Here is a 24,328-nt window from a genome sequence, read left to right as displayed (position 1 = left end):
CTGCCTTACCGCCGGCCCCAATTTCTGGATCAACCCGCTAAGGACGGACGTTTCACGTGCAGGTTCTCGTTCGCGACAACAATGTCGATCAGGCGCTCCGCGCCCTCAAGAAGAAGATGCAGCGCGAGGGCATCTTCCGTGAGATGAAGCTTCGTGGTCACTACGAGAAGCCTTCCGAGAAGCGCGCTCGCGAGTCGGCCGAGGCCGTCCGCCGCGCCCGCAAGCTCCAGCGCAAGAAGCTCCAGCGCGAGGGCCTTCTGCCCGCGCCGGTGAAGCCCAAGCGCCCCTGAGACCCTCGGGCTGCCCTGTTCGGGGCAGCCACGACAGGGCCGATAGCGATTCGCGCCTGGAGCCCGCTCCGGGCGCGTTGTCTTTTCAGCGACGTTAACCAAGTTTTGGCGGGTTTCGGGCGTTTTCTCCGGCAGGGGCGCTGTCGGTTGGGGAGCGCGATCAAGCCGCGACGGGCCGCTCAGCCGGCCATCTCCGGGGACGGGGGCATCGCGGCAGGCGAAGCACGAAACCGATGAGGCAGAGCATGATCCGAGGCAGTTACTGGTTGGCCGCAGCCGGCATGGCGCTGGCGCTCGCAGGTTGCGACACGGTCTCCAATCTTGGCTCCCAGCCCGCCGTCGCCGAGCTCGACACGCGCGACAGCGCCGATGCCAGCGTCAATATCGGCTCGCTCAGCGAGGTCATCTCGCGCAATCCGAACGACCCCGGCGCCTACAACACGCGCGGCGCGGCCTATGCCCGCGTCGGCCGCTTCTCGGATGCGATCGGCGATTTCACCAAGGCGATCCAGATCGATCCGAACCTCGCCTCCGCCTATACGAATCGCGGCCTGGCGCTGCGCCAGAGCGGGCGCGCCGATTCGGCGCTCGCCGATTTCAACCGCGCCACCACGGCCAATCCGAACTACGCGCCGGCCTATATCGCGCGCGCCAACCTGCTGCGCCAGCAGAACAACAGCCAGCAGGCGCTGGCCGATCTCAACACCGCGATCCGGCTCAATCCCGAATCGGCGGAAGCCTTCCATGCCCGCGGCCTCGTCTACCAGAAGGAAGGCCAGCACCAGCATGCCGTCACCGATTTCGACTCGGTGATCGACCGCAACCCCTACACCGCCCCGCCCTATATCGCGCGCGGCCAGAGCCTGAACGCGCTCGGGAAATACGATTCCGCGCAGGAGGATTTCACCGCCGCGCTCAATGTAGACAACCGCAATGCCGATGCCTGGGCCGGCCGCGGCTTCGCCTTCGAGAAACTCGGCAAGAAGGCGGAGGCCTCCGAAGCCTATCAGCGCGCGCTCGCCATCGACAGCAACAATGCCATCGCCCGCGCCGGATCCTCGCGCCTCGGCGGCGGCGGCTTCTTCCGCAGCTGATCGATTTCTCCCAAGCGTCAGGGACGGACGCCCGCTCCGTCCCCGATCGTGCGGCTCTCCGTTCCGGCCAGGTTGCCGGCCGCAACCTCCGTCAGGAAACGCCTGATCTCACCGATCGAGCCGTATTGCGGCAGATCCGAGTGACGCCCGGCCGGAAAGCGCAGGAAGCGCTTGGGCGCATGCGCGAGCTCGTAGAGCCGCTGCCCCTGCGCGAAGGGAATGACCTGGTCGCGCTCGCCATGCAGCACCAGCAGCGGCGCCCTGACCCGGCCAATGACGTCCTCGGAGCGGAACTGGTCCTTCATCAGCAGGCCGAGCGGCAGATAGGGATAGACGCCCTGCGCCACCGATAGCGTCGAACGATAGGGCGCCTCCAGCACCACCGCCTGCAGCGGCACCTCGGCCGCAAGCTTGAGCACCACGCCGGTGCCCAGCGACTCGCCATATCCGATCAGCTTGCCCGCCCCGAAGCGCTCCGCAGCGGCGCCATAAGCAGCCCGCGCGTCCTGCAGCAGCCCTTCCTCGCTGGGCGAGCCGGAAGAACCGCCATAGCCGCGATAACTGACGGCGAAGAGGCCCGTGCCGTCCTCGGTGAGGCCCTGGAAGCGGTCGACCCGTCCGCTGCGCCCGAGATTGCCGGCATTGCCATGGAAATAGAGCAGGACCGGCTTGCCGGCGCGCGGCGGCACCACCCAGGCGACGAGCCGCTCGCCATCGGCCGTGGCGACGCTGACTTCCTCGGCGGCGGCCAATCCGGCCGATGCGATGTCGGGCTTCGCGGGGTCGCGCGGAAACACGAGGTCGCGCTGGCGGACATAGAGCGTGCCGAGCACGGCGAGATAGCCGGCAAGGCCGAGCAGCAACACCAGTTTCAGCAGGCGCAGGATCATGGGGCGGCGCAGGGTCCGGAAACGAAAAGGCCGGCGATCAAGCCGGCCCTTTGCAGCAATCCGATGACGGGCACTTCCGTTCCGCAGGCAGCGGCCTTGCGGAGGAACGGTCAGAGCAGGAGCAGCGCGAGCAGCATCAGGACGAGCGAGACCAGCGGCGCGCGCCAGCCGATCGAGGGAGCGGCGATGCCGACGCCGGTGCCGAGAACGGCGAGCAGCGTGCCGATCAGCGCCGTGCCCCAGGCATGCTTGGTGCCGCCGACGGCGAGCGCCGCGACGATGGCGAGGCAGGCGACCGTTCCGACCTCGGCGAAATGGATGAAGCCGGTATAGGTCCGCTCATGCTCGGGATAGTCCATCGCGGGGGCGTCGGCGTGATGGGCGTGGTCGGCCATGGTCTCGATCCTGAAAAAGACGAAGTCTCTGCAAGCCCTGTAGCGCACCAGCGACGCACGGGCAACGCGGCAGCTTGCAGCAACCGTGGAGCGAAGCGTGGAAGCATCACCGCGCGCGTCAGCCCGCCGGAAGCAGCCCCGCTGCGAGCAGCGCCGCGCCCTGCCGCTCGGCGACGCGCTCGACCGAGAATCCGTCGATCTCCGCCTCGAACAGCCGATGGAAGTTCAGTTCGGCGTCGAGATGCAGGAAGACGCCGCCGAGCCCGATCGCGGCGCGGTCCATGAACACGAACTCGCGCGGCACCGTCACCGGCCCCCGCGCTTTCAGCGCCTGATGCACCTGGAAAGCCTGCTTGCGGCCGTATTCGGCCGGGCTGACATCCTCGGCGATGCGCCTCACCCGATCCTCCAGCAAAGGCCCGTAGATGAAGCGCGCCCAGATATTCAGGGTGTCGACGAGATCCTTGGTCAGGCCCTTGAAGCCCCAGGTCTCATAGGCATGGACGACGCGGGCCTCGTCCCCGTCGCGCAGGCCCTTGTAGAGATCGACCACGCCGCCGACGAAGCTCTCCGGGAAGATGCGGATGCAACCATAGTCGAGCAGGTTGATTCCCTGCGGCTCCCCCCCGTCCGAGAACACCGTGTAGTTCCCGAGATGCGGGTCGCCATGGATGACGCCGTGATGGCTGAACGGGCGCCACCACGCCTTGAACATCGCGGTCGAGATGCGGTCACGCACCGCCTGCCCGTCCTGCTTGTGCGAGAGGATCGGGCTTCCCTCCAGCCAGTGCATGGTCAGGAGCCGCCGGGTCGAGAGGGATGGTTCCAGCGCCGGCACACGGACCTCCGGCGTATCCGACAGGATCGCCTGGTAGAGCGCCGCGTGCTTGGCCTCGCGCCGGTAGTCGAGTTCCTCGCGGACGCGCGCGCCGATCTCCTTGGCGATCTCGGTGGTGTCGATCACCGCGCCCATGCGCCGGTGCAGCGAGAACAGCACCTCGAGCTGCGCGATATCGGCCTCCACCGCCGATTCCATGTCGGGATATTGCAGCTTGCAGGCGAGCGCCGCGCCATCCAGCGTCGTCGCGCGATGAACCTGTCCGAGCGAGGCCGCCGCCGCCGGCTTCAGGTCGAATTCACCGAAGCGCTCGCGCCAGCTGGCGCCGAGTTCCGCCATCATCCGCCGCTTGACGAAGGCCGCGCCCATCGGCGGCGCCTGCGATTGCAGCTTCTGCAGTTCGGCGGCGTATTCCGGCGGCACGACATCGGGAATGGTGGCGACGAGCTGCGCCACCTTCATGATCGGGCCTTTCAGCCCGCCCAGCGCCTTGGCCAGCGCCTCGGCATTGGTGGCGTCGCGCCCTTCGACGCCGAAGAGCCGGGCACCCGCGATCCGGGCCGCCACGCCACCGACATTGGCGCCGACGCGGGCATAGCGCGCCGCGCGAGCGGAGAATCGGTTGGCTTCGGCGTCGCGTTCGGACATGCGGATCGTGCTTTCGCTGTTCCTGCCAACCTCATGTAGGCACCGGCACGCCGCAAGCCAATGCGACAAGCAGCGCTGGGCTCTTTCCTTGTCATTCCGGGGCTTCGCGCAGCGAAGAACCCGGAAACCACGACTGGGTGAGACGTTCGAAGCCTTGTTGCAAACCGCCCACCCAGTCGTGGGTTCCGGGTTCGCACCTTCGGCGCGCCCCGGAATGACAACCGTGTAGCCTACACGACCATCCCGTTCTGCCCCGCCAGCAGGCAGATGCGCCGCGCCACCTCATAGGAGGTCTCGAAGGCCGGCAGCGGCAGGAACTCGAAGCGCGAGTGGAAATTATGCGCGCCGGTGAAGAAATTCGGCGTCGGCAGGCCGCGCGCGGAGAGCGCCGCGCCATCCGTGCCGCCCCGCATGGGGATCAGCTTCGGCGCGATCTGCAATTCGGCCAGCGCCGCCATCAGGAGATCGACCGAGCGCCGGTCCTCGCCCAGGCTGTCGGCGATATTGCCATAGACATCACTCACCTCCGAGGTGACGCGCCCGGTCGGATAGCGCCTGACGATCTCCGCCGCGACCTCGCCGATCCGGCGCTTGCGCGCCGCGAAGGATGTCTTGTCGAAATCGCGGATGTTGGCGCGCAGCACCGCCTCGGCCGGCGTGGCGACGAGTTCGAGGAACCAGGTGTAGCCCTCGCGCCCCTCGGTATGTTCCGGCGTCTGGGCCCTGTCGAAGGCCGCCATGAAGTCCTGCGCCATCATCAGCGGGTTCACCAGCACGCCCTTCGCCGACATCGGATGGGCGGTGACGCCGGTGAAGACGATCTCGGCCATGGCGGCGTTGAAATTCTCCCAGACGACCTCGCCGACCTCGCAGCTGTCGATCGTATAGGCGAAATCGCAGTCGAACCGGGCGAGATCGAGCGCCTTGGCGCCGCGCAGGCCGATCTCCTCGTCCGGCACGAAGGCGACGAGGATGTCGCCATGCCCGTCCTCGGGACGCAGCTCCGCCAGCAGCGTCATGACGATCGCAACCGCCGCCTTGTTGTCGGCGCCGAGCACGCTGGTGCCGTCGCTGAAGACGATCTCGCTGCCCTTGTAGGGGGCGATCTCCGGATGCTCGGCGACGCGCAGCCAGATGTCCTTCTCCGCATTGAGGCAGAGATTCTCGCCCGTGAAGCGCAGCACCTGCGGCTTGATCACCGGCGACAGGCCGACATCGACCGTATCGACATGGGCGATGAAGCCGATGCGCGGCGCGCCGGGCCTGGTGCCGCGCTTCAGCGCCGTCACCGTGGCGTGGTCGTCGATGACCACATTCTCCAGCCCGAGCGCGCGCAGCTCCTCCGCGAGCCGTTCCGCCAGAACCTGCTGGCCCGGCGTGCTCGGCAGGCTCGTCGCCTTCATGTCGCTCTGGCTCTCGATCGCGACATAGCGCAGGAACCGTTCGAGCAGTTTGTCGCGCAAGCTCACAGCGCCTCTCCCTTGGCCTGTCGCGCCAGCCAGCCCCGCACCTCGGCCGCGCTGGCAGGCTTTCCACCCGCCGCTTCGACCAGGCGGACGGTGTCCGCGATCAATTCACGATTGGTCTTCTCGCAGCCGAAGGGCGCATCCTCCAGTCCGCCGCGGACATGGACGCCCCGCGCCACCGCCGGGCCGATGAGATCGCGGAGATCGACGCCGAGCCCGGCGATCATCACCGGCGCCTCCGGCGCATCCTCGGCGAGCAGCCTGAGATGGGCCTCCAGCGCCCATTCGCGCGGCGGAAAGCCCCAGGCGAAGGCATCCGAGAACATCAACCGGTAGATCGGCATCGGCATGCCCGGATAGGCCTTCGCCAGCGCAGCGCCGAGCCGCGTGAAGCCCGGTTCGTAGATCGCATAGCTCGGATGGACCTTGTGGCGCTCGGCCACCTCCATCCCCTCGCGAATGTGCTCGCCGGGGTTCTGGTAGATGAAACCGGCCTCGCCCTGCGGGATGCCGGCAAAGGTCGTCCAGTTGCATGAGCCGGGATCGAGCACGCCCCATTCGGTAAGTCCGCGCTTGGCCAGCTCTTCGAGATGGGTGTAGCGGCCCGACCCGATCATGTCGCCGGCATAGCCGGAGCCCAGGATCGGAATGGTCGGATAGACGATGGCGTCGACCTTGGCCCGGATGCCCTCGATCGCCTGCGCATAGAGCTGCCAGTCGTCCCGCTGCCGGCCGGTCGCCAGGTCATAGACATGCAGATGCACGATCGCCGCGCCCGCCTCCACGGCGGCGATGCCGTCCGCGACGATATCGGGAATGCTGATTGGGATGCCGGGCTGGCGCTCCTTGCCCCAGGGGCCGTTGATCGCGGCCTCGACCCAGATCGGCTTGGTCATGCCGGCATATCCTTCGGCCAGTTGTCGCGGATCCAGCGTGTCAGCCCGTCCTCGTCGACCTCGCCGGCCGCGAGCGCGAGGATGGCGGCGGCGGCATCAGCCTCAGGAACGATGAAATCGACACCGTTGATATAGAGGAAGGTGTAGAGCGCCAGCAGCGCGGTTCGCTTGTTGCCGTCGATGAAGGGGTGGTTCTTCGCCAACCCGAACGCATAAGCCGCCGCAAGCTCGGGCAGCCCGGCATTTTCATAGGACCATTTATTGACCGGTCGTTCGAGCGCGGAAGCCAGCATCCCTTCATCGCGCAATCCGACTCCTCCGCCGTGAATGGCGAGCTGTTCGTCGTGAATCGCGATAATGATCTCGTCCGAGAGCCAGCTCGGCTCAATCACTTCGCGAGTTCCGCCAGCGCGTTATGATAGATTTTCATCCCGCGCCGCGCGGCCTCCATCGCCTTGTCGAAATCCGGCTTCTGCTTGACGAAGCGAAAGCCGCCGCCGACCTGTTCGACCAGATGGACCTTGTCGCCTTCGGAGAGCTTCATCTGCGCGAGAACATCCCGCGGCAGGATCACCCCAAGCGAATTGCCGATCTTGCGGATCTGCAGCACGTTGGCGTTCTCGCTGCCACGCTCGGTCGCAGGCGGGTTCTGCTTATTCATTGCGGAATCCTTTCTGAGGCAATCGCGAGTGCGAACCATATAGCACCGATCCGGTTATAACAAAAGTTATGACACAAGGAACGAACCGCTTGTCAGGCGTCCCCGGTGGCGGGTCTATTGTCGCAGCCTCATCAGACGGATGACGACATGCTCGAACGCGGCACCACCTATGACGACACGCTGCGTCGCTTCGCCTGGCGCATCCCGGAGCGCTTCAACATCGGCACGGCCTGCTCGGACGCGCATGCGGATGGCTCCGGCCGCCCGGCGCTGATCTTCGAAGAGGACGGGGGCAAGGTCGCGACGCTCTCCTTCGATGAATTGTCCCGCGCCTCGAATCGTTTCGCCAATCTGCTCGGCGCTCACGGCATCGGCCCGGGCGAGCGCGTCGGCATCCTGCTGCCGCAATCGCCGCAGACCGCGATCGCCCATCTCGGCGCCTACAAGCTGGGCGCCATCGCGCTGCCGCTCTTCATCCTGTTCGGCCCCGAGGCTTTGGAGCACCGGCTTGGCCATAGCGGCGCCAGCGTGCTCGTCACCGACGCCGAGAATATCGGCAAGGTCGAGGCGATCCGCGATGCCCTGCCGAATCTGCGCAAGATCTTCGTCGTCGGCGGCGCCGGCCATCTCGATTTCGAGGCGGAGATGGCGAAGGCCTCCGACCGCTTCACCCCCTCCGATACGCGCGCCGACGACCCCGCCGTGATCATCTACACCTCCGGCACGACGGGTAAGCCGAAGGGCGCGCTGCATGCCCATCGCGTGCTGCTCGGCCATCTGCCCGGCGTGCAGATGCCGCAGGAATTCTTCCCGCAACCGCATGACCTGTTCTGGACCCCGGCGGACTGGGCCTGGATCGGCGGCCTGCTCGACGTGCTCCTGCCCAGCCTCTATTGCGGCGTGCCGGTGCTCGCCTCGCGCGCCCGCAAATTCGATCCCGAGGCCGCCTTCGCTTTGATGGCGCGGCACAGGGTCCGCAACGCCTTCCTGCCGCCGACGGCGCTGAAGCTGATGCGGCAGGTCGGCAATCCCAGGCGCTTCGGCTACGCGATGCGCTCGATCGGCACGGGCGGCGAGACGCTCGGCGCCGACATGCTCGACTGGAGCCGCGAGACCTTCGGTTTCCCGGTCAACGAGTTCTACGGCCAGACCGAAGCGAACCTGCTCGTCGCCAATTGCGCGGGCCTTTACCCGGTGAAGCCCGGCTCGATGGGCCGCGCCGTGCCCGGCCATCGCGTCGCGGTGATCTCGCCGGAAGGCCGTGAATTGCCTGACGGCGAGCAGGGGCTGATCGCCGTCGCCAGGCCCGATCCCGTGATGATGCTGGAATACTGGAACCAACCCGAGGCCACGGCCGCGAAGTTCATCGGCGACTGGCTCGTCACCGGCGATAGCGGCGCCCGCGACGAGGAGGGCTATTTCTGGTTCCAGGGCCGCGACGACGACATCATCTCCTCGGGCTCCTACCGCATCGGGCCGGGCGATATCGAGGATTGCATCATCCGCCACCCGGCCGTGCTGATGGTCGCGGTGGTCGGTGTGCCCGATCCCGTCCGCACCGAGATCGTCAAGGCCTTCGTCCTGCCGAAGCCGGATGTGACGCCGACGGCGGAGCTGGCGACCGAAATCCAGGCCTTCGTGCGCGACCGGCTCGCGGCCTACCAGTACCCGCGCGAGGTCGAGTTCGTGACGGAGCTGCCATTGACCGCGACCGGCAAGATCATGCGCAAGGACCTGCGCAACCGGGAGATCGCGAAGCAGCAGGGTGGTTGACGCCCAAAGCGTCAGCGCGCCTCCAGCACCAGCTCGAAGGTCATCAGCACCGGGTTGTCGCCACGCTTCAACCGCCCGCTCGCCAGCGCGCCGCTATAGTCGACCAGCGCGACATCGATCGCCGCCTCAAAGCCGCCGGCGCTGGGAGCGATCCGCCCCGCCGTGATCGCGACCTCCGTGGCGAAATTTTCCACTGCCCCACCATCGACGAACCGCGCGCCGATGGTCGAGCCCACGCCGCCATGGATGAGCGCCTCGCGAATGCCATGCTCAGCGCAGAACGCTTCCAGTGCGCCGCAGAAATCGACATTCGGCTTCACCCGCAGCGCGAAGAAACGCCCTTCTCCGGCGCCGCCGGAAGCCGCCGGCACCGGCCCGAACAGCTTGAAATGCGTCTCGCTGTCCGGCTCGGCGGCGAAGACTGCGCCGTCGAGCCCGACAGCCTCCACCGTGATCGTCTCGGCGATTGTCGTCTCGTCCGGCAGGATATGTCCCCCGCTGCGCTTAGCCGAGCCCTCAACCCACAAGGCATGGGCATGGAAGAACGGCGCCCCGTCGCGCTGGCCGAAGGTCATGGCGCCGACCTCGATGCGCGCCCCGCCCTCCGGCCGATACGTATCGCTGTAGAAGGCCGCATGCTCGGGCGTCTTCGATAGCGCCGGCATCACATAGGCGAAGGGCGCGAGCCTGAGCCCGTCAAGCTTCACAGCGCCCGAAGCGAAACCCTCGGCCGCGAAGCCACTCCTGACCGCCTCCAGCAACGGCACACCCGCCGGCAGCGTCAGAGAGAAGGCTCGCCCGCTGCATTCAACCCACTGGATGCGCTCGGGCGTGCCGGTGCCCGGCTGCTGGATGCGCCTCACGACGCCTTCCCCTTCAGGAAGTCGAGCTCGCCGCGCTTCTCCAGCTCGTCCTTGACGAGGCGCTTCGGCACCTTGCCATAGCCGGATTTCGGCAGGGCTTCCCAGAACAGGAAACGCTTCGGCATCTTGTAGCGGGCGATCTTCGGGCCGAGGAAATCGGCGATCTCGGCTTCGGTCGCGTTCTGGCCCGGCCGGTTGACGCAGACCGCGATGCCGATCTCGCCCCAGACCGGATCGGGCACGCCGAGCACGGCGACCTCCGCGATCGCCGGATGCGTCAGGATCTTCTCCTCGATCTCGCGCGGATAGATGTTCGAGCCGCCGGAGATGTACATGTCCGAGGCGCGGCCGGTGATGTAGACGAAGCCCTGTTCGTCCATATGGCCGAGATCGCCCGTGCGGAACCAGCCGTTGCGGAAGGATTTCGCGTTGGCCTCCGGGTTGTCGTAATAGCCGGCGAAGACGGCCGGGCCGATCACGCAGATCTCGCCCTGGACGCCGGGTTCGACCTCTTTCCCCTGATCGTCCTGAATCTGCACCTGCATGCCCGTGCGCTCGAAGCCGCAGGTGCCGATGCGCGCATTCGGCCCGTCCTCGGCCTCGTGCAGGGCCGGCGGCAGCACGGTGATGTTGCCGGTCACCTCGCCCAGGCCGAAATACTGCACGATCACCTTACCGAGCTTCCGCAACGCCGCCTTCTGGTCCTCGCGATACATCGGCGCGCCCGCATAGATGATGTAGCGCAGACTGGAATGGTCGTGCTGATCCACGGCGGGATGTTCGACCAGCATCTTCAGGATCGTCGGCACGGTGAAAATGTTGCTGATGCAGTGCTTCGCGATCAGCCGATACGCTTCGTCGATATCGAAGCGCTCGGTCGGCAGCAGGATCGAGGTCGCCCCGCGCGCGGAGATCATGAGCTGGTGCACGCCCGCGCCATGCGAGAGCGGCGCCACCACCAGCGAGGCATCCTTCTCGGTCGAGCCGGGCACGAGGTCGCAGAGATGGTTGGTGATGACGAAGCCCATCTGGCCATGGGTCAGCACCGCAGCCTTCGAGCGCCCGGTCGTGCCGGAGGTGAAGAAGAACCAGCAGGGATCGTCATGCTCGACTGCGGTGTTCTCGACCTTCTCGCCGCGATGGCGCGCGATCACCGCGCCGACCTCGTCCTCGCCGAACGCCCCCTCCCCGACCCGCCAGATGAACTCCGGCGCCGGGCTCGCAGCCGCAACGGCGGCCGCATGCTCCGGGAAATCGCCATGGCAGAGGAAGCCCTTCGCGCCCGAGGCCGTGGCGAGATAGGCGACCTCGTCCGGCAGCAGGCGGAAATTCGTCGGCACCCAGACGGCGCCGAGCCGAAAGGTCGCGAACATCGAGACGAACATCGCGTCGCAGTTCTTGGAATGGACGAGCACGCGGTCGCCCTTGCCGATGCCCCGCGCCCGCAGGCCCGCCGCCAGCGCGGAGACCTGCGCATCGATCTCGGCCCAGTCGAGCGTCTTCTCACCCCAGACGAAGGCGGGGTGCGCCGGCAGGCGCCGCGCGTTCTGCGTCGCGATATGGGCGAGGTTCATCACGCGCCGGGTCATCGGCACGACGCCCCCGGTCGGGGCGGCTGTTGCAGAGCTCATTTTGCGGCTCTCCCTGTCTCGATGGGTCGCTGGGCGGCCGCCACGATCGGCCGCGCGGCCCGTTTGGATATGAACATCTGCTTGAGCAGCGCTTCCAGCCGCTCGGCCTCGCGAGCCAGCGGCACCACGACCTCCGCCTGCCGGCCAGGCGTCATCCGGCTGTCGATCGCGGCGATGGAAAGGGCCCCTGCCACCCGCCCGTCCGGATAGCGGAAAGCCCGGCCGATCCCCCATGAGCTGGCGACGAGCCGGCCGGGATTGAGCGAGAAGCCGCGCTCGCGCGTCGCCGCGATATCGACCCGCAAGGCGTCCGGCGCGAAGCCCGGATAACGCGCCAGCAGCGCGGCCTCGTTGGCCGCGATCACCCGGTCCACATCGTCGTCGGGCAGCGCCGCCAGCATGGCGAGCGAGCCGGCGCCGACACCGAGCGGATGCTGGTCGCCGGCCTGCAACGCATGGGTACGCACGGGATAGGTCCCCTCCTCCCGATGCAGGCAGATCGCGTAGTTCTCGCGCCGCACCGTCAGGAAGCTCGTGTCCTGCGTCTCGGCCGAAAGCCGCCTCAGGCCGTCCATCGCCAGTTCGAGCAGGCCGTGGCGACGCGCCGCCAGCACGCCGAGCACGAAAGCCTCTTCGCCCAGGCAATAGCGCCGCGTCAGCGGCTCCTGCTCGACGAGGCCGGCCCGCATCAGCGCCAGCAGCAGACGCCGCGTCGTCGGCTTGTTGAGGCCGCTGCCTGAAACGATCTCGCCGAGCGGCAGGCCTTCGGCCGGCTCCCGCCCGATCAGCGAGAGCAGGCCCAGAGCACGGTCGACGCTCTGCGAGCCGGATAGCCCGGCCTCGGCCATGGAATTCTGCGGCAAGCGCTCCTCCAAATGGTCCATGATATGGACCTTATTCTTATCTCCCAACCGTAGATGGGCGCTTTGCGGATTGCAATGCCGTCCCCCTCGTGTAATCTGCGCCCCGTCCCGCTGCCCGGCTATTCACAGTGTGGACCACAATCGACGCCGACGACACCACAAGATCGGCGCGAAGGGAGGAACGGAACGATGGCCCTCGAGGCATCCCACATGACGGGCGTGCTGCGCCCGGCGACCGGCATCTGAGGCCGCCGCATGGTCGATGTCGTCGATACGCTGCATATCCCTGAGAACCTGAGCGAGAACGAGGACGCGCGCCCCGGCTCCGCCATCATGCGCCCGGTCGAGATCGTCGCGGCCGCCCTTGTCGCCTTCATCATCGGCGTTCTGCTGCTCGGCGTGATCTCGCGCTATGTCTTCTCGCTGCCCTTCGTCTGGGTCGACGAAGTCGCCTCGATTTCCTTCATCTGGCTCGCCATGCTCGGCGCGGCCATCGCCGTCGACCGCAACGAACATCTGCGCCTGACACTCTTCGTCGGCATGATGCCCCCGCGCCTGCGCGCATTCGTCGAGACGCTCGCGCTGCTGGCGGTTGCCGCCTTCCTGGCGGCGATGGTCTACCCGGCGATCGATTACGCCGTGGAAGAGAGCTACGTCACCTCGGCAGCGCTCAACATTCCCGTCAGCTGGCGGGTCTCGGCCATCGCGGTCGGCATCGTGCTGATGCTGCTTCTGACGATCCGCTATGCCTTCAAGACCGGGCATCTGGCGGATATCGCGGCTTCCGCGCTGATCATCGGCGGGCTCGGCCTCGCCTTCTGGCTGCTGGGGCCGACGCTGAAGACCCTCGGCTACTACAATATCCTGATCTTCCTGGTCTGCGTCGTCGCCGCCTGCCTCGTCGCGGGCGTTCCGATCGCCTTCTGCTTCGGGCTGGGCACGCTCGCTTTCCTGGCCTTCTCGACCAATGTCCCGATGATCGTGATGATCGGGCGCATGGACGAGGGCATGTCGAGCCTCATCCTGCTCTCCGTGCCGATCTTCGTGCTGCTCGGCTGCATCCTCGACGCCACCGGCATGGGCAAGGCGATCGTCGATTTCCTCGCCTCCCTGCTCGGCCATGTCCGCGCCGGCATGTCCTATGTCCTGCTCGGCTCGCTCTACCTCGTCTCCGGCATCTCCGGCTCCAAGGTCTCGGACATGGCGACCGTCGCCCCGGCCCTGTTCCCGGAGATGAAGCGGCGCGGCTACAAGCCCAAGGACCTGATCGCGCTGCTCTCGACCGGCGCCGCGATGGCCGACACGGTGCCGCCCTCGATCGTGCTGATCGTGCTCGGCTCCGTCGCCGGCGTCTCGATCGCCGGCCTGTTCAACGCGGGCTTCGTCATCGCCGGCGTGCTGCTCGTCGCGCTTGCCGGCCTCGCCCGCTGGAAGGCGGCAGCGGAAGACATGAAGGGCGTGCGCCGTGCCCCGCTCGCAGTGATCGGCAAGGTCGCGCTCGTCGCGGCGCCTGCCCTGGTCCTGCCCTTCATCATCCGCGCTGCGGTCGGCGGCGGCGTCGCGACCGCGACCGAGGTCTCGACCATCGCGGTGCTGTATGCGCTGGTCATCGGCATCGTGCTCTATGGCGGCATCAGCCCGCGCAAGTTCTACCAGATGCTGGTCGAGACGGCCGCGCTTTCGGGCGCGATCCTCGTCATCCTCGGCACGGCGCTCGCCATGGCCTGGGCGCTGACCCAGACCGGCTTCGCCCGCGACCTCGCCACCTTCATGGCGAACCTGCCCGGCGGCTGGCTCACCTTCATGGCGGTGACCATCGTCGTCTTCATGATCCTCGGCTGCGTGCTGGAAGGCCTGCCGGCGATCGTGCTGATGGCGCCGCTGATGTTCCCGATCGCCAAGAATCTCGGCATCAACGACGTGCACTATTCGATGGTCGTGGTCACCGCGATGAATATCGGCCTGATGGCGCCGCCGATCGGCATCGGCTTCTACATCGCCTGCAAGATCGGCAACGTCTCGCCCGACGAGGCGATGGGCGCGATCTGGCCCTATCTCATCGCCCTGATCGTCGGCCTCATCGTCATCGCCCTCGTGCCCGGGCTCTCGACCTGGGTGCTGTGAAGCTCACAACAAGAAACCAGACAATCCCCGAGGAGAAACGCTCATGACCATTTCGCGCCGTACACTGCTCCAGGCTTCGGCCGCCGCCTCCGCCATCGGCACCTTCCATATCGGCCGCGCCAATGCCCAGGCCGCCGAGTTCACCTACAAATACGCCAACAACCTGCCCGTCGCGCACCCGATGAACACCCGCGCCAACGAGGCGGTGGCCAAGATCAAGGAAGAGACCAAGGGCCGGGTCGACATCCAGATCTTCCCGAACAACCAGCTCGGCTCCGACACCGACATGCTGAGCCAGGTCCGCTCGGGCGGCGTCGAGTTCTTCACGCTCTCGCCGCTGATCCTGTCGACGCTGGTCGCCAACGCCTCGCTCTCCGGCATCGGCTTCGCGTTCCCGAATTACGACGCGGTCTGGAAGGCGATGGACGGCGAGCTCGGCGCTTACGTTCGCGGCCAGATCAACAAGGCCAACCTCGTCGTCATGGACAAGATCTGGGATAACGGCTTCCGCCAGATCACCTCGTCCAAGGGCCCGATCAACACGCCCGACGACCTCAAGGGCTTCAAGATCCGCGTGCCGGTCTCGCCGCTCTGGACCTCGATGTTCACCGCCTTCCAGTCCGCCCCGGCCTCGATCAACTTCGCCGAGGTCTACACCGCGCTGCAGACCAAGGTCGTCGACGGCCAGGAAAACCCGCTGGCGATCATCGCGACCGCCAAGCTCTTCGAGGTGCAGAAGTACCTCTCGCTGACCAACCACATGTGGGACGGCTTCTGGTTCCTGGCCAACCGTCGCGCCTGGGAGCGTCTGCCGGAGGACCTGCGCGCCATCGTCGCCAAGAACATCAACGCCGCAGCCCTGCTGGAGCGCGGGGACGTCGCCAAGCTCAATGCCGGCCTGCAGGGCGAGCTCGCCTCGAAGGGCATGACCATCAACGAGACCAAGGCAGACGCCTTCCGCGACGCGCTGCGCAAGGCCGGCTTCTACGCCGAGTGGAAGAAGAAGTATGGCGACGAGGCCTGGGCGATCCTGGAGAAGGCCGTCGGCAGCTCGCTGAGCTGATCGACTCCAACCACCTACGCGGGTCATCCCGGGCGTAGCGAAGCGCAGACCCGGGATCCATTCCGGAACGGCTCAGGAATGGATCCCGGGTCTGCGCGGCTTCGCCGCTTGTCCGGGATGACCCGCGTCTATTGCTGACCTTGAAAGACCAACCACCATGGCCGACCGGCTGAAGGGTAAGATCGCCATCGTCTTCGGCGCCGGCTCCTCCGGCCCCGGCTGGGGCAACGGCAAGGCCGCCGCTGTCGCCTATGCCCGCGAGGGTGCCGGCGTCGCCTGCATCGACCTCAACCGCGACGCTGCCGAAGAGACTGCCGCGATCATCGCAGGCGAAGGCGGAAACGCACTGGCGCTCGCCGCCAATGTCACCGATCTCGCCTCGGTCGAGGCCTGCGTCGCCGCGACCGTGAAGCATTTCGGCCGCATCGACATCCTCCACAACAATGTCGGCGTCACCCATATGGGCGGCCCGGTCGAATTGTCCGAGGAACAGTTCAACGCCTCGCTCCAGCTCAATCTCGGCTCGGTCTATCGCTGCGCCAAGGCCGTCATTCCGGAAATGCTGAAGGGCGGCGGCGCCATCGTCAACATCTCCTCGCTCGCCGCCATCCGCTGGACCGGCTACCCGTACTTTGCCTACTACGCCACCAAGGCGGCGGTGAACCAGGCGACAGTCGCGCTCGCGATGCAATATGCGCGGCAAGGCATCCGCGCGAACTGCATCATGCCCGGCCTGATCGACACGCCGCTGATCTACAAGCAGATCTCGTCGCAATACGCTTCCGTCGAGGAGATGGTCGCCGCCCGCGACGCGCAGGTGCCGATCGGCAAGATGGGCACCGCCTGGGACATCGCCAACGCCGCAATCTTCCTCGCCTCCGACGAGGCGAAGTTCATCACCGGTGTCTGCCTGCCGGTCGATGGCGGCCAGAGCTGCACGGCCGGCCTGCCGGGATAAGCCATCGCCGAGCGTTCATTCCTTCTTTGGAATGCTTGCTCCATTTCCGCTTCGCTGCCAGAACTGTCGCAACAGGGACGGCAACGGGAACCCAGGATGAGCGAAACCGCCGTTGCGGAGCTGCCGCGCGACTTCGACGAATTGCGCGCATCGATCCTCGCCCAGCGCGAGAGCCTGCCCAAGCGCATCGCCCAGATCGCGGCCTATGCCCTCGACAATCCCGACGAGATCGCCTTCGGCACGGCCGCCAGCATTGCGATCTCGGCCGGCGTCCAGCCCTCCACCCTGATCCGCTTCGCCCAGCATCTCGGCTTCGACGGCTTCACCAGCCTGCAAAGCGTCTTCCGCGAGCGGCTGCGCGAGCGCAATTCCAGCTATGAGGAACGCCTCAACACGCTCCGGGTCGGCGACGGCACGGCGGCCGGCAATCATCGCATCCTCGACGGCTTCCTCACCGCCTCGCGCAAATCGCTGGACGTGATGAGCCGGACCCTCGACGAGGCAACGCTCGACCGCGCGATCGACGTCCTCGCCCGCGCCGAGACGATCTATATCCTCGCCCGGCGCCGCTCCTACCCGGTGGCGAGCTATCTCGCCTATGCGCTCGGCAAGCTCGAAGTCCGCAACCAGATGATCGAATCCGCCGCCGGGCTCGATCCCGAGATGATCTCCTTCGCCACCCCGCGGGACGCGGTGATCGTGATCAGCTTCTCGCCCTATGCGCCCGCCACGATCGAGGACGCCCGCGGCCTCGCAGAGCGCGACGTGCCACTGATCGCCATCACCGACAGCGCCTTCTCGCCGCTGGCCGGCTTCGCCAAGCTCTGGTTCGAGGTCGCCGAGGCGGATTTCGGCGGTTTCCGGACTCTCGCCTCGACCATGGCGCTCTCGATGGCGCTGGCGGTCGGAGTCGGCGAGGCGCGCCGGGCCGGACGCGGCAAGGGCCGGCGCGGCGGAGTGGCTTAAAGTTTAGGGAACATACATTCCGCATTGACGAAATACTGGAATTATTATTTCATTCCGGCAACAGGGGCCGTTCGGTTCCGATGACCAGCACAGCCGGGAGAGAGACATGACGGGACCGCTCGGCGGATCGACGCAGGCGCTCGACGTCATCACCATCGGCCGTGCCTCGGTCGATCTCTATGGCCAGCAGATCGGCTCGCGGCTGGAGGATGTCACCTCCTTCGCCAAGTCGGTCGGCGGCTGCCCGGCCAATATCGCCATCGGCACCGCCCGGCTCGGCCTGCGTTCGGCCCTGCTGACCCGCGTCGGCAACGAGCAGTTCGGCCGCTTCCTGCGCGAGCAGCTCGCCCGCGAGGGCGTCAATCTCGACGGCCTCAAGACCGATCCCGAGCGCCTGACCGCGCTCGCCATCCTCTCGGTCGAGAGCGACAAGTCCTTCCCGCTGCTGTTCTACCGCGAGAACTGCGCCGACATGGCGCTGGAGGAAGGCGATATCGACCCCGCCTTCATCGCCAAGGCCCGCGCCGTCGTCGTCACCGGCACGCATTTCGCCCGTCCCGGCCCCGAGGCTGCACAGCGCAAGGCGATGAAGCTGATGCGCGGCAATGGCGGCAAGGTCGTGCTCGACATCGACTACCGCCCCAATCTCTGGGGCCTCGCCGGGCATGATGCCGGCGACAACCGCTATATCGCCTCGCAGGCCGTCTCCGAACGGATGAAGACCGTCCTGCCCGGCTGCGACCTGATCATCGGCACCGAGGAAGAGGTTCTGATCGCCTCCGGCGAAAGCGAATTGCTGCCGGCGCTGAAGACGATCCGTGCGCTCACGCCTGCGACCATCGTGCTCAAGCGCGGCCCGATGGGCTGCATCGTCTATGAAGGCGCGATCCCCGACGACCTCGAAGAGGGCATCATCGGCAAGGGCTTCCCGATCGAGGTCTATAACGTGCTCGGCGCCGGCGACGCCTTCATGTCCGGCTTCCTGCGTGGCTGGCTCGGCGGCGAAAGCCTCGCTACGGCCGCGACCTGGGCCAATGCCTGCGGCGCCTTCGCCGTCTCGCGCCTGCTCTGCTCGCCGGAAAGCCCGACCTTCGAGGAACTGCAATATTTCCTCAGGAACGGCAGCCCGCACCGGGCGCTGCGCAAGGATGCGGACATCAACCACATCCACTGGGCGACAACGCGCCGCCGCGACATCCCCTCGCTGATGGCGCTCGCCTGCGATCATCGCTCGCAGCTCGAAGAATTGGCCGCGAAGCTCGGAGTCGAGCCCGCCCGCATCCGCGACTTCAAGGTTCTGGCGGTCAAGGCCGCCGCCCGCGTTGCTGGTGGCCGCCCGGGCTACGGCATGCTGCTCGACGAGAAGCATGGCCGCGAGGCGATGTTCGAATTCGCCCGCCACCCCTTCGCCTGGCTCGGCCGCCCGGTCGAGCTGCCGGGCTCGCGCCCGCTGCGCTTCGAGACGAGCCAGGATATCGGTTCGCTCCTGCCGGAATGGCCGGTCGATCACTGCATCAAGGCGCTCTGCTTCTATCACCCCGACGATCCGGAAGAGCTGAAGCGCGCGCAGCAGGAGAAGCTGCGCGGCCTGTTCGAAGCGGCGCGCAAGGTCGGCCGCGAATTGCTGATCGAGATCATCGCCAGCAAGAACGGCCCGCTCGGCGCCGATACGATCGCCCGCGCGCTGGAGGAAATCTACGCGCTCGGCATCAAGCCGGACTGGTGGAAGCTGGAACCGCAATCCTCCCCCGCCGCCTGGGCCGCGATCGAGAAGACCATCGCGAAGCATGATCCCTGGTGCCGCGGCGTCCTGCTGCTCGGGCTCGATGCGCCGGCCGAGGAGCTGGAGGCCGGCTTCGCCGCCACAGCCTCGGCCCCGATCGTCAAGGGCTTCGCCGTCGGCCGCACCATCTTCATGAGCGCGGCCGAGGGCTGGCTTGCCGGCAAGCTCGACGACGAGGCCGCGATCGCCGACATGGCCAGGCGTTTCGAAGCACTGACCGGCCTCTGGCTTGCCACGCGCGGCCGCAAGGCGGCGTAAGCTTGGTTCTGCCTTTTCATCCTCGCGGGTCATCCCGGACAAGCCGCGACAGCGGCGTCGATCCGGGATCCATTCCGGAGCCTTCATCAGTTAGGCTCCGGAATGGATCCCGGGTCTCCCTGCGGTCGCCCGGGATGACACCGTCACTTGTTGCAAAGAGTCGGAAACCGAAATGACCCGCACCGTCCGCCTCACCATGGCGCAGGCGCTGACGCGCTATCTCGCCGCGCAGATGACCGAGATCGACGGGCAGCGCCTGCCGATCTTCGGCGGCGTCTGGGCGATCTTCGGCCATGGCAATGTCGCCGGCCTCGGCGAGGCGCTCTGGCATGAGCGCGAGCGCCTGCCGACCTTCCGCGCCCATAACGAGCAGGCGATGGCCCATGCGGCGATCGCCTATGCCAAGGCGAACATGCGCCGCCGCTTCATGGCTGCGACCACCTCGATCGGCCCCGGCGCGACCAATCTCGTCACCGCCGCGGCGCTCGCCCATGTCAACCGCCTGCCGGTGCTGCTGCTGCCGGGTGACGTCTTTGCCAATCGTATCCCTGATCCGGTCCTCCAGCAGGTCGAGGATTTCGGCGATGGCACCGTCTCGGCCAATGACTGCTTCCGGCCGGTCTCGCGCTATTTCGACCGCATCACCCGGCCCGAGCAGATCATCCCGGCGCTGACCCGTGCCATGCAGGTCCTGACCGATCCGGCCGAGTGCGGCCCGGTGACGCTCGCGCTCTGTCAGGATGTGCAGGCCGAGGCCTACGACTATCCCGAGAGCTTTTTCACTGAGCGAATCTGGACACCGCGCCGTCCCCGCTCCGACCGCGACGAGCTCAAGGCTGCCACTGAGGCGCTGAAGGCGGCGAAGAAGCCGCTGATCGTCGCCGGCGGCGGCGTGCTCTATTCCGGCGCCAGCGACGAGCTCGCCCGCTTCTCGGCCGCGACCGGCATCCCCGTCTGCGAGACGCAAGGCGGCAAATCCGCCCTGCCCGACGACAACCCGCTCAACATGGCCGCCGTCGGCGTCACCGGCACGGAAGCCGCCAACCGCCTCGCCGCCGAGGCCGATCTCGTGCTCGCCGTCGGCACCCGCCTGCAGGATTTCACCACCGGTTCCTGGGCGCTGTTCGGCGCGGACGAGAAGACGATCATCGGCCTCAACGTCCAGTCATTCGACGCCGGCAAGCATCGCGCGCTGCCGGTTGTCGCCGACGCTCGCGAAGGTCTGGCCGATCTGGCGCAGGCCATCGGCAGCTGGAAGGCTCCCGAGAGCTGGACGGCCAATGCCAGGGCCGGCAAGGCCGACTGGCTGAAGGAAGCCGGCAAGGCGACCGCCGCCAGCAATGCCGCCCTGCCCTCGGATGCACAGGTCATCGGCGCGGTCCAGCGCACGCTGGGTTCCGACGTCATCCTGCTCCATGCCGCCGGCGGCCTCCCCGGCGAATTGCACAAGCTCTGGCAGGCCGGCGCGCCCGGCTCCTACCACGCCGAATACGGCTTCTCCTGCATGGGCTACGAGATCGCCGGCGGGCTCGGCGCCAAGATGGCCCGGCCCGACAAGGAGGTCGTCGTCATGGTCGGCGACGGCTCCTACCTGATGCTCAATTCCGAGATCGCGACCTCGGTGATGCTCGGCCTCAAGCTCACCATCGTCCTGCTCGACAATCGCGGCTATGGCTGCATCAATCGCCTGCAGATGGCCACCGGCAGCCAGAGCTTCAACAACCTGCTCAAGGACAGCAGGCACGAAACGCTGCCGGAGATCGACTTCGTCCAGCACGCCGCCAGCATGGGCGCGATCGCGGTAAAGGCGGCCTCGGTCGCCGAGCTCGAAACCGCGCTGGCGCAAGCCAGGGCCAACACCCGCACCACCGTCGTCGTCATCGACACCGACCCGCTGATCTCGACCGGCGCCGGCGGCGCCTGGTGGGATGTCGCGGTGCCCGAAGTGAGCCAGCGCGAGCAGGTCCGCACCGCGCGGGCGAATCACGACGAACGACGCAAGCGTCAGACCATCGGCAACTGAAGCCGTTTCCATTGGCAAGAAAGACCCGACACATGATCCGCATCGGCGCGAACCCCATCGGCTGGTCGAATGACGACATGCTGGAGATCGGCGGCGACATCCCGCTCGAAACCTGCCTGAAAGAGGCCCGCGAGGCCGGCTTCACCGGTATGGAGCTCGGCAACAAGTTTCCGCGCGAGGCCGGCAAGCTGAAGCCGATCCTCGACGCCCATGGCCACGCGCTGGTCTCCGGCTGGTACTCGACCGAGCTGCTCGTCCGCGACGTCGCCGCCGAGATGGTCGCCGTGAAGGCCCATGCGACGCTGCTGCGCGACATGGGCTGTTCGGTCCTGATCGCGGCCGAAACCTCGAACGCGATCCATTCCGACATCGCCAAGCCGCTCTCGGCCCGGCCCGTGCTGCCGAAGAACCGCTGGGACGATTTCGGCACGCGCTACTCCAACTTCGCCGAGGCCGTGAAGGCCGAATACGGCCTCCAGCTCGTCTATCACCATCACATGGGCACGGTGGTGCAGACCGAGGCCGAGATCGACCGGTTCATGGGCGTCACCAGCCCGGCCGTCGGCCTGCTGCTCGATACCGGTCACGCCACCTGGGGCGGCGGCGACCCGGCCCGCATCATCAGACACTGGAAGGCGCGCATCCACCACGTCCATTGCAAGGACATCCGCGAGGCCGTGATGTGGCGCTCGAACCGCGAGGACTGGTCCTTCCTCGAATCCGTGCTTGCCGGCGTCTACACCGTGCCGGGCGACGGCCTGATCGACTATGTCCGCGTGCTCAAGGAATTGCAGGGCTATTCCGGCTGGATCGTCGTCGAGGCCGAGCAGGATCCGAAGAAGGCGGAGCCGGCGACCTATGCCAAGCTCGGCCACGCCAATCTCAGCCGCTTCATCAAGGAAGCCGGGCTGGCTTGAGTTTGACCAACAAGCCCTCATCCTGAGGAGCCGCGTCAGCGGCGTCTCGAAGGATGTTCCAGGTGGTTCCGGAGCCTCCTGGAACATCCTTCGAGACGGCCCTACGGGCCTCCTCAGGATGAGGGCTATGCTGACTTCCGGCCCGAGGAGCACCCCATGTCCCATCTCAAGGTCAAGCCGCAGGGCAAGAGCGGCCGCGTCACGCATGTCACGCCGGAAAACGCCGGCTGGACCTATGTCGGCTTCGACCTGCACCGTCTGAAACCGGGCGAGACCGTCTCGGCTGAGACCGGCACCCGCGAGACCTGCCTCGTCTTCGTCACCGGCAAGGGCAAGATGACGGCCGGCGGCGCCGCGCTCGGCGAACTCGGCCAGCGGATGAGCCCCTTCGAGGGCAAGCCCTGGTCGGTCTATCTCCCTGAGGGATCCGACTGGTCGGTCACCGCGACGACCGACCTCGAACTCGCTGTCTGCACGGCGCCCGGTCTCAAGGGCGGCCTGCCTGTCCGCGTCATCAGCCCGGACGATCTCGGCCAGGAGATCCGTGGCAAGGGCTCCAACACCCGCCACGTCACCAACATCCTGCCCGAGAACGAGCCGGCGGATTCATTGCTCGTCGTCGAGGTCATCACCCCGGCCGGCAATACGTCCAGCTACCCGCCTCACAAGCACGACCGGGACGACCTGCCGCGCGAATCCCATCTGGAAGAGACCTATTACCATCGGCTCAACCCGCCGCAGGGCTTCGGCTTCCAGCGCGTCTACACTGATGACCGCAGCCTGGACGAGGCCATGGCGATCGAGGACGGCGACGTCGTGCTGGTGCCCAAGGGCTACCACCCCTGCGCCACCTGCCACGGCTACGATCTCTATTATCTGAACGTCATGGCCGGCCCGAAGCGGACCTGGAAGTTCCACAACGCCGCCGAGCACGAGTGGCTGCTGAAGGCCTGAGCCCCCTGCCGGGAAGCCATCGAGGCGCGGTTCGTCCGCGCCTCAGGGCTTGCACTTGTAGACGGTGCCGTTGGTCTCCGGCCCCTTCCACTTGATGTCCGCGGCCTTGGCGAGGACATGGGTCCCGCCGAGTTCCCCGGCAGCGATCTTCAGGCGCACGATCACCGAATCGCGCGTCTTGTCGAGCGGCATCATCGAATGGGAGCTGTCCTGACCGTCGACCTCACCCAGCATCGTGCAATTCTCCACAACGCTTTGCGCATCGGTCACCACGACGATGCTGCTGCGCGAGGTGTGATAGGCGCAGGCGCCGAGCAGCAAGGCGGGCAGAAGGATGAAAAGGCGGGGCATCGTCACGTCCGGACTGTGCTGATCGGGTCAGCGCCATGTTCCGCCGCTGCGAGGCAAATGCAAGCCCGGACCGTCGCGAAACCGCTCCGAAGCCGCAGCCTCTCCCGCAACCTTCGCGAGATTGTCGCGATTGCAGCGGAATTGTCGCGATTTGACGTTGCGAACTTTAACGCAAAGACCGCGTCATTCTTGACCTGCCGTCCCAGCTGCTCTTAAGTCGGATCAGGCCAATGGGAGGCTGAAAAGGATAAAATATGCGTAGCATTCTGATTGTTGGCGCGATGGCTGCGCTCCTCGCCGGTTGCCAGACCGCGCAGGAGTCGATGGCCGACGCCGAAGTGACCTGTGAGTCCCAGGGCTTCCGTCCCGGCACCCGTGCCTATCAGCAGTGCCGTTCGGCGAACTATGTCGAGAACCGTCGCGCCTCGAACGAGGCCGGCTCGGCCGTCGCTGCCGGCGTGGCCGCTGGTGTCATCGGCGGCGCCCTGATCGCTGCCGACAACCGCTCCTATTACCGTGGCGGCTACTACGGCCGTCGTGGCTACTGGTGGTGAGATAACGGGGCGCCTTCCTGAGGAAGATGCCCTAGGAATAGAGAAGCCCTGCGGTGCTTTGCGCCGCAG

The 24,328-nt window shown here is 66.8% G+C and carries 23 protein-coding genes; 12 read left to right on the top strand and 11 right to left on the bottom strand.

What is annotated here, in order from left to right:
• Nucleotides 1–56 precede the first annotated feature (56 nt).
• Together rpsU and WFK61_RS08570 are read left to right on the top strand one after the other, a co-directional pair.
• Complete coding sequence (gene rpsU, locus WFK61_RS08575) at nucleotides 57–290, top strand: 30S ribosomal protein S21 (RefSeq protein WP_047579559.1); 234 nt, start codon at nucleotides 57–59, stop codon at nucleotides 288–290.
• Between the two features lie 245 nt (nucleotides 291–535).
• Nucleotides 536–1,384, top strand: coding sequence for a tetratricopeptide repeat protein (locus WFK61_RS08570; RefSeq protein ID WP_336811108.1), 849 nt, complete (start codon nucleotides 536–538; stop codon nucleotides 1,382–1,384).
• A 17-nt stretch (nucleotides 1,385–1,401) separates the two neighbouring features.
• On the opposite strand, the gene WFK61_RS08565 is transcribed toward WFK61_RS08570, so the two are convergent.
• The 7 genes from WFK61_RS08565 to WFK61_RS08535 all read right to left on the bottom strand — a co-directional run bounded on the left by WFK61_RS08565 (nucleotide 1,402) and on the right by WFK61_RS08535 (nucleotide 7,178).
• Nucleotides 1,402–2,274 carry an alpha/beta hydrolase gene (locus tag WFK61_RS08565; protein ID WP_336811107.1) on the bottom strand — a complete coding sequence of 291 codons (873 nt, stop codon included), beginning with the start codon at nucleotides 2,272–2,274 and terminating at the stop codon, nucleotides 1,402–1,404.
• A gap of 110 nt (nucleotides 2,275–2,384) precedes the next feature.
• On the bottom strand, nucleotides 2,385–2,669 hold the full coding sequence (locus tag WFK61_RS08560) for an aa3-type cytochrome c oxidase subunit IV (protein WP_047576116.1): 285 nt from the start codon (nucleotides 2,667–2,669) through the stop codon (nucleotides 2,385–2,387).
• 118 nt (nucleotides 2,670–2,787) lie between these two features.
• On the bottom strand, nucleotides 2,788–4,155 hold the full coding sequence (locus WFK61_RS08555; RefSeq protein WP_336811106.1) for an ABC1 kinase family protein: 1,368 nt from the start codon (nucleotides 4,153–4,155) through the stop codon (nucleotides 2,788–2,790).
• Between the two features lie 230 nt (nucleotides 4,156–4,385).
• Nucleotides 4,386–5,624: a peptidase T gene (gene pepT, locus WFK61_RS08550; protein WP_336811105.1), complete on the bottom strand. Its 1,239-nt coding sequence runs from the start codon at nucleotides 5,622–5,624 to the stop codon at nucleotides 4,386–4,388.
• Nucleotides 5,621–6,517 (bottom strand): beta-keto acid cleavage family enzyme, encoded by an 897-nt coding sequence (locus tag WFK61_RS08545; RefSeq protein ID WP_336811104.1) that lies wholly within the window; start codon nucleotides 6,515–6,517, stop codon nucleotides 5,621–5,623. Before WFK61_RS08545 ends, pepT begins: the two co-directional genes overlap by 4 nt.
• The gene (locus WFK61_RS08540; RefSeq protein ID WP_336811103.1) at nucleotides 6,514–6,909 is read right to left on the bottom strand and encodes a type II toxin-antitoxin system death-on-curing family toxin; all 396 of its coding nucleotides are present in this window, start codon (nucleotides 6,907–6,909) and stop codon (nucleotides 6,514–6,516) included. Before WFK61_RS08540 ends, WFK61_RS08545 begins: the two co-directional genes overlap by 4 nt.
• The gene (locus WFK61_RS08535; RefSeq protein WP_336811102.1) at nucleotides 6,906–7,178 is read right to left on the bottom strand and encodes an AbrB/MazE/SpoVT family DNA-binding domain-containing protein; all 273 of its coding nucleotides are present in this window, start codon (nucleotides 7,176–7,178) and stop codon (nucleotides 6,906–6,908) included. The genes WFK61_RS08540 and WFK61_RS08535 overlap by 4 nt, the downstream gene beginning before the upstream one ends.
• 147 nt (nucleotides 7,179–7,325) lie before the next feature.
• Between WFK61_RS08535 and WFK61_RS08530 the strand changes: the two genes are divergently transcribed.
• Nucleotides 7,326–8,951: an acyl-CoA synthetase gene (locus WFK61_RS08530; protein WP_336811101.1), complete on the top strand. Its 1,626-nt coding sequence runs from the start codon at nucleotides 7,326–7,328 to the stop codon at nucleotides 8,949–8,951.
• 11 nt (nucleotides 8,952–8,962) lie between these two features.
• Here the strand turns inward: WFK61_RS08530 and WFK61_RS08525 are convergent, their stop codons facing one another.
• The 3 genes from WFK61_RS08525 to WFK61_RS08515 are packed head-to-tail and all read right to left on the bottom strand — an operon-like array spanning nucleotide 8,963 to nucleotide 12,329.
• A complete protein-coding gene (locus WFK61_RS08525) occupies nucleotides 8,963–9,814 on the bottom strand; it encodes a PCC domain-containing protein (RefSeq protein WP_336811100.1) in 852 nt (283 codons plus the stop codon).
• The gene (locus WFK61_RS08520) at nucleotides 9,811–11,445 is read right to left on the bottom strand and encodes an acyl-CoA synthetase (RefSeq protein WP_336811099.1); all 1,635 of its coding nucleotides are present in this window, start codon (nucleotides 11,443–11,445) and stop codon (nucleotides 9,811–9,813) included. The genes WFK61_RS08525 and WFK61_RS08520 overlap by 4 nt, the downstream gene beginning before the upstream one ends.
• Entirely contained in the window at nucleotides 11,442–12,329 is an 888-nt protein-coding gene (locus WFK61_RS08515; protein ID WP_336811098.1) for an IclR family transcriptional regulator, read from the bottom strand. Before WFK61_RS08515 ends, WFK61_RS08520 begins: the two co-directional genes overlap by 4 nt.
• A 234-nt stretch (nucleotides 12,330–12,563) precedes the next feature.
• Between WFK61_RS08515 and WFK61_RS08510 the strand changes: the two genes are divergently transcribed.
• From WFK61_RS08510 to iolB, 8 genes are all read left to right on the top strand, one after another.
• Nucleotides 12,564–14,432, top strand: a complete 1,869-nt coding sequence (locus tag WFK61_RS08510; protein WP_336811097.1) for a TRAP transporter large permease — start codon at nucleotides 12,564–12,566, stop codon at nucleotides 14,430–14,432.
• A 43-nt stretch (nucleotides 14,433–14,475) separates the two neighbouring features.
• The gene (locus tag WFK61_RS08505; RefSeq protein WP_336811096.1) at nucleotides 14,476–15,495 is read left to right on the top strand and encodes a TRAP transporter substrate-binding protein; all 1,020 of its coding nucleotides are present in this window, start codon (nucleotides 14,476–14,478) and stop codon (nucleotides 15,493–15,495) included.
• A 157-nt stretch (nucleotides 15,496–15,652) separates the two neighbouring features.
• On the top strand, nucleotides 15,653–16,453 hold the full coding sequence (locus WFK61_RS08500; RefSeq protein WP_336811095.1) for an SDR family NAD(P)-dependent oxidoreductase: 801 nt from the start codon (nucleotides 15,653–15,655) through the stop codon (nucleotides 16,451–16,453).
• Nucleotides 16,454–16,549: 96 nt separating this feature from the next.
• Nucleotides 16,550–17,419 carry a MurR/RpiR family transcriptional regulator gene (locus WFK61_RS08495; RefSeq protein ID WP_336811094.1) on the top strand — a complete coding sequence of 290 codons (870 nt, stop codon included), beginning with the start codon at nucleotides 16,550–16,552 and terminating at the stop codon, nucleotides 17,417–17,419.
• A gap of 106 nt (nucleotides 17,420–17,525) precedes the next feature.
• Entirely contained in the window at nucleotides 17,526–19,460 is a 1,935-nt protein-coding gene (locus tag WFK61_RS08490; RefSeq protein ID WP_336811093.1) for a bifunctional 5-dehydro-2-deoxygluconokinase/5-dehydro-2-deoxyphosphogluconate aldolase, read from the top strand.
• 172 nt (nucleotides 19,461–19,632) lie between these two features.
• The gene (gene iolD, locus WFK61_RS08485) at nucleotides 19,633–21,483 is read left to right on the top strand and encodes a 3D-(3,5/4)-trihydroxycyclohexane-1,2-dione acylhydrolase (decyclizing) (protein WP_336811092.1); all 1,851 of its coding nucleotides are present in this window, start codon (nucleotides 19,633–19,635) and stop codon (nucleotides 21,481–21,483) included.
• A gap of 32 nt (nucleotides 21,484–21,515) precedes the next feature.
• Nucleotides 21,516–22,400 (top strand): myo-inosose-2 dehydratase, encoded by an 885-nt coding sequence (gene iolE, locus WFK61_RS08480; RefSeq protein WP_336811091.1) that lies wholly within the window; start codon nucleotides 21,516–21,518, stop codon nucleotides 22,398–22,400.
• Between the two features lie 156 nt (nucleotides 22,401–22,556).
• The gene (gene iolB / locus WFK61_RS08475) at nucleotides 22,557–23,354 is read left to right on the top strand and encodes a 5-deoxy-glucuronate isomerase (protein ID WP_336811090.1); all 798 of its coding nucleotides are present in this window, start codon (nucleotides 22,557–22,559) and stop codon (nucleotides 23,352–23,354) included.
• A 42-nt stretch (nucleotides 23,355–23,396) separates the two neighbouring features.
• Here the strand turns inward: iolB and WFK61_RS08470 are convergent, their stop codons facing one another.
• Entirely contained in the window at nucleotides 23,397–23,705 is a 309-nt protein-coding gene (locus tag WFK61_RS08470) for a hypothetical protein (RefSeq protein ID WP_336811089.1), read from the bottom strand.
• A gap of 254 nt (nucleotides 23,706–23,959) precedes the next feature.
• Here WFK61_RS08470 and WFK61_RS08465 point away from each other — a divergent pair, with 254 nt between their 5' ends.
• The gene (locus tag WFK61_RS08465) at nucleotides 23,960–24,259 is read left to right on the top strand and encodes a hypothetical protein (protein ID WP_336811088.1); all 300 of its coding nucleotides are present in this window, start codon (nucleotides 23,960–23,962) and stop codon (nucleotides 24,257–24,259) included.
• Nucleotides 24,260–24,328 lie beyond the last annotated feature (69 nt).

Origin of the sequence: Allobosea sp. MMO-172 (assembly GCF_037147855.1) — a bacterium.
Lineage (GTDB): Bacteria > Pseudomonadota > Alphaproteobacteria > Rhizobiales > Beijerinckiaceae > Allobosea.
This window is presented reverse-complemented; position numbering and strand designations above follow the sequence as displayed.

Bases quoted from the DNA above. Each gene is read 5' to 3' on its own strand.
- WFK61_RS08570 (WP_336811108.1), top strand. From the start codon at position 536: ATGATCCGAGGCAGTTACTGGTTGGCCGCAGCCGGCATGGCGCTGGCG.
- WFK61_RS08565 (WP_336811107.1), bottom strand. From the start codon at position 2,274: ATGATCCTGCGCCTGCTGAAACTGGTGTTGCTGCTCGGCCTTGCCGGC.
- WFK61_RS08560 (WP_047576116.1), bottom strand. From the start codon at position 2,669: ATGGCCGACCACGCCCATCACGCCGACGCCCCCGCGATGGACTATCCC.
- WFK61_RS08555 (WP_336811106.1), bottom strand. From the start codon at position 4,155: ATGTCCGAACGCGACGCCGAAGCCAACCGATTCTCCGCTCGCGCGGCG.
- WFK61_RS08545 (WP_336811104.1), bottom strand. From the start codon at position 6,517: ATGACCAAGCCGATCTGGGTCGAGGCCGCGATCAACGGCCCCTGGGGC.
- WFK61_RS08535 (WP_336811102.1), bottom strand. From the start codon at position 7,178: ATGAATAAGCAGAACCCGCCTGCGACCGAGCGTGGCAGCGAGAACGCC.
- WFK61_RS08530 (WP_336811101.1), top strand. From the start codon at position 7,326: ATGCTCGAACGCGGCACCACCTATGACGACACGCTGCGTCGCTTCGCC.
- WFK61_RS08520 (WP_336811099.1), bottom strand. From the start codon at position 11,445: ATGAGCTCTGCAACAGCCGCCCCGACCGGGGGCGTCGTGCCGATGACC.
- WFK61_RS08515 (WP_336811098.1), bottom strand. From the start codon at position 12,329: ATGGACCATTTGGAGGAGCGCTTGCCGCAGAATTCCATGGCCGAGGCC.
- WFK61_RS08510 (WP_336811097.1), top strand. From the start codon at position 12,564: ATGGTCGATGTCGTCGATACGCTGCATATCCCTGAGAACCTGAGCGAG.
- WFK61_RS08505 (WP_336811096.1), top strand. From the start codon at position 14,476: ATGACCATTTCGCGCCGTACACTGCTCCAGGCTTCGGCCGCCGCCTCC.
- WFK61_RS08500 (WP_336811095.1), top strand. From the start codon at position 15,653: ATGGCCGACCGGCTGAAGGGTAAGATCGCCATCGTCTTCGGCGCCGGC.
- WFK61_RS08495 (WP_336811094.1), top strand. From the start codon at position 16,550: ATGAGCGAAACCGCCGTTGCGGAGCTGCCGCGCGACTTCGACGAATTG.
- WFK61_RS08490 (WP_336811093.1), top strand. From the start codon at position 17,526: ATGACGGGACCGCTCGGCGGATCGACGCAGGCGCTCGACGTCATCACC.
- iolD (WP_336811092.1), top strand. From the start codon at position 19,633: ATGACCCGCACCGTCCGCCTCACCATGGCGCAGGCGCTGACGCGCTAT.
- iolE (WP_336811091.1), top strand. From the start codon at position 21,516: ATGATCCGCATCGGCGCGAACCCCATCGGCTGGTCGAATGACGACATG.
- iolB (WP_336811090.1), top strand. From the start codon at position 22,557: ATGTCCCATCTCAAGGTCAAGCCGCAGGGCAAGAGCGGCCGCGTCACG.
- WFK61_RS08470 (WP_336811089.1), bottom strand. From the start codon at position 23,705: ATGCCCCGCCTTTTCATCCTTCTGCCCGCCTTGCTGCTCGGCGCCTGC.
- WFK61_RS08465 (WP_336811088.1), top strand. From the start codon at position 23,960: ATGCGTAGCATTCTGATTGTTGGCGCGATGGCTGCGCTCCTCGCCGGT.